General features: G+C 68.5%; 4 protein-coding genes and 1 pseudogene. 2 read left to right on the forward strand and 3 right to left on the reverse strand.

All coding sequences use genetic code 11. The annotated features are described in order from the left end of the window. Nucleotides 1–14: 14 nt before the first annotated feature. The 3 genes and pseudogenes from GX543_RS13185 to GX543_RS13195 form a co-directional block, all read right to left on the reverse strand. A complete protein-coding gene (locus tag GX543_RS13185; protein ID WP_290852455.1) occupies nt 15–614 on the reverse strand; it encodes a hypothetical protein in 600 nt (199 codons plus the stop codon). Nucleotides 615–681: 67 nt separating this feature from the next. Then, on the reverse strand, nt 682–930 hold the full coding sequence (locus tag GX543_RS13190; protein ID WP_290852456.1) for a hypothetical protein: 249 nt from the start codon (nt 928–930) through the stop codon (nt 682–684). Between the two features lie 45 nt (nt 931–975). Then, nucleotides 976–2,167: pseudogene (locus GX543_RS13195) on the reverse strand (zinc-dependent alcohol dehydrogenase). 145 nt (nt 2,168–2,312) lie between these two features. Here GX543_RS13195 and GX543_RS13200 point away from each other — a divergent pair. Then, entirely contained in the window at nt 2,313–2,582 is a 270-nt protein-coding gene (locus tag GX543_RS13200) for a Rho termination factor N-terminal domain-containing protein (protein ID WP_290852458.1), read from the forward strand. Between the two features lie 35 nt (nt 2,583–2,617). Continuing rightward, nucleotides 2,618–2,915 (forward strand): CBS domain-containing protein (locus GX543_RS13205; RefSeq protein ID WP_290852460.1); only part of this gene is annotated, 298 nt, incomplete at its 3' end.

The following is a 2,915-nucleotide window of genomic DNA, read 5'->3' on the forward strand; positions in this document are numbered from 1 at the left end:
CCCGCTGGCGAGGGTCATACGGAGGCCATCTCGTCGCGGGCGTTCTTGGCGCGGGCGGCGCCGATCGCAGTCTTGACGTGCTTCTGCTCCTCCGGCGGGGGCAGCACCGAACGCAGCCCGAGCGATTGGAGCCACAGCTCACGTGTCCAACCCGTGGAGTGGTAGAGGTGCTCGTCCTCCTCGTCCTCCACCTCGTCGCTGGCCGCCTCGAGCACCGCCGCGGTCGCCTGGGGAGCGTCCTCGGCCACGAGGCCCATCAGTTCCCAGTTGAGGTGGTCTTTGGTCTCGGCGAACACCACGCACTCACCCGCGACCAGTTCCGCTGCCTCGGGCGGTCCGGCCGCCAAGGCCATTTCCATGGCGGCCACAAGCGACTCGCCGATGTGGCGCACCACCGCACGGCCCGGGGTTTCGGTCTGCGGGTCGATCCCCAGTTCGTCGAGCACGTTGGTCATCACCTGCTCGTGGCGGGTGGTCTGCTCGAGGTACTCCTCCCATTCGGAACGCAGGTCATCGTTGACCGCGCATTTGATGGCCGTGGTGTACACCTGGATGCCGCCGCGCTCGGTCTCGAGGCCCTGCAGCAGCAGTTCGGTCAGCTGGTTGTCATTCATGTCGTACTCCTTCGATCTCGGGGGTGCTGCGGGGAGATGCCCTCACCGTCGCCGCCCGAAACCCAAGTCAGGGTGCAACGCTGCCGGCTGGGGAATCGCCGTCATCGCTGCCGCCGTCGCTCGGATTGCCGCCCTCGCCGCTGCCGTCGCCGAGGTCGGACGAGGCGCCCGGGGCCGGGTTGAACTCCTGGTCCGAGAGGGTCGCGTCGGGTACCTCCTCGGTCGGCTCGTCGTCGGCACAGCCGACGGTGCACGCGGCGGCCAGCGCCAGCGGCAACAGGATCTTGCGGATGCTCTGGACTGGTGAACACGCCATGGTGGGACGGTGCCCCGCGGCCGGGCGGTTCAATCGGGCGTCACGTCAGGTGGGTTGAAACAGCACTTTGATCGCTCCGTCGGTCTTGTGCTGGAACATCTCGTAAGCGCTCGGGGCGTCGGTCAGCGGCACGTGGTGGGTGGCGAAGCCCTCCACGTCGAGCACGTCGCGCTCGGTCACGAGCGGCAAGAGGTCGTCGACCCAGCGGCGGACGTTGGTCTGGCCCATGCGCATCTGGATCTGCTTGTCGAACAGGACCATCATCGGCAGCGGATCGGTCATCCCCCCCGTACACCCCCGCCAGCGACAGCGTGCCGCCCCGCCGGACCACGTCGATCGCCAGCAGGAGTGCAGCCAATCGGTCGACACCCACGCGCTTCAGCATGCCCTCCGCCACGCGGTCCGGCAGGAGGCCGGCCATCGTCTGCATCGCTTTGGCGCCGGTCGATCCGTGCGCTTCCATGCCGACCGCATCGATCACCGCGTCCGGCCCGCCGGACGTCATCTCCGCGAGCGCGGCGACCGCGGCGGCGCGATCATCGCACTCCGTCAGATCGAACACCTCGGCGCCGTATCGCTTGGCCCGTTCGAGCCGCTCGGGCACGAGGTCGACACCGATCACCGACCCAGCGCCGAGATGTGCCGCGACCCGACACGCCATCGCCCCGATCGGCCCGAGCCCGAGCACCACGACCGATCCGCCGGGCGGAACGCTCGCGTACTGCACCGCCTGCCACGCCGTCGGCAGCACATCGGACAGGTACACGAAGCGGTCGTCGGGTGGCCCGTGGGGAACCTTGATCGGCCCGTAGTGGGCTTGCGGCACGCGCAAGAACTCCGCTTGGCCGCCGGGCACCTGGCCGTAGAGCTTCGTGTAGCCGAATAAGGCCGCGCCCTTGCCGTGTTCGCGCACCTGGGTCGTCTCGCACTGGGATTGCAGCCCGGTGTCGCACATCGGGCACGACCCGCACGAGATGTTGAACGGCACCACGGCCCGGTCGCCGGGTGCGATGTGGGACACCGCGCTCCCGACCGCTTCGACGATGCCCATCGGTTCATGCCCGAGGATGTCGCCTTCGGTCATGAACGGGGTCAACACGTCGTACAGGTGTAGGTCCGACCCGCACAGCCCCGACGACGTCACACGGATGATCGCGTCGGTCGGTTCCTGGATGGTGGGATCGGGAACGGTCTCGACGCGTACGTCGCGCTTGCCGTGCCAGGTCACTGCCTTCATCAGATGCTCCATCCTGATTTCGATTGGTGAACCGCCCGGCTTCGCAGTACCCCGCGGTGGACGGGGCCATGCGTCGGCGCACGTTTCGCGACGCGGCTCGGCGGGTAGCGCGAGTTCTCCCGGTTGCCCGAGGAGGATCGTTGCGATGCCTGGCAAACGCCCCGGACCCTCAGTGAAGGATCCAGAACAGTACGAAGCGCTGCGCCGCGACGGCGCGAGCAAGGAGAAGGCGGCGCGGATCGCCAACGCCTCGGCCGCCGAAGGCCGCAGCACCGTTGGGCGCCGCGGCGCCACAGCGGAGGACTACGAGGACCGCACCAAGGACGAACTCTTGGACCGGGCCCGCGAGATCGGCATCGACGGCCGTTCGAAGATGTCGAAGGGCGAGCTGATCGACGCTCTCCGCAACCACTAGGTCACCAGCAACCACCCCAATCCAGGAGGACCCCTATGACCACCACCATGTTGCGTGACGTGATGACCGATCAGGTCGCCAGCGTCCGCTCCGACGCGTTGATCGCCGACGCCGCCCGCCTGATGCGCGACCGCGACATCGGCGACGTGCTCGTGGTCGACGACGACCGCCTGCGCGGCATCGTCACCGACCGCGATCTCGTCGTGCGCTGCCTCGCCGACTCGGCCGGCCCTCACGCCACCGTCGGGCAGGCCTGCTCGCCCGATGTGATGTCTCTGGGCCCCGACAGCTCGGTCGACGACGCTGTCCAGATGATGCGCGAGCACGCCCTGC

Source organism: Gordonia sp. (in: high G+C Gram-positive bacteria), from assembly GCF_012515855.1.
Lineage (GTDB): Bacteria > Actinomycetota > Actinomycetes > Mycobacteriales > Mycobacteriaceae > Gordonia.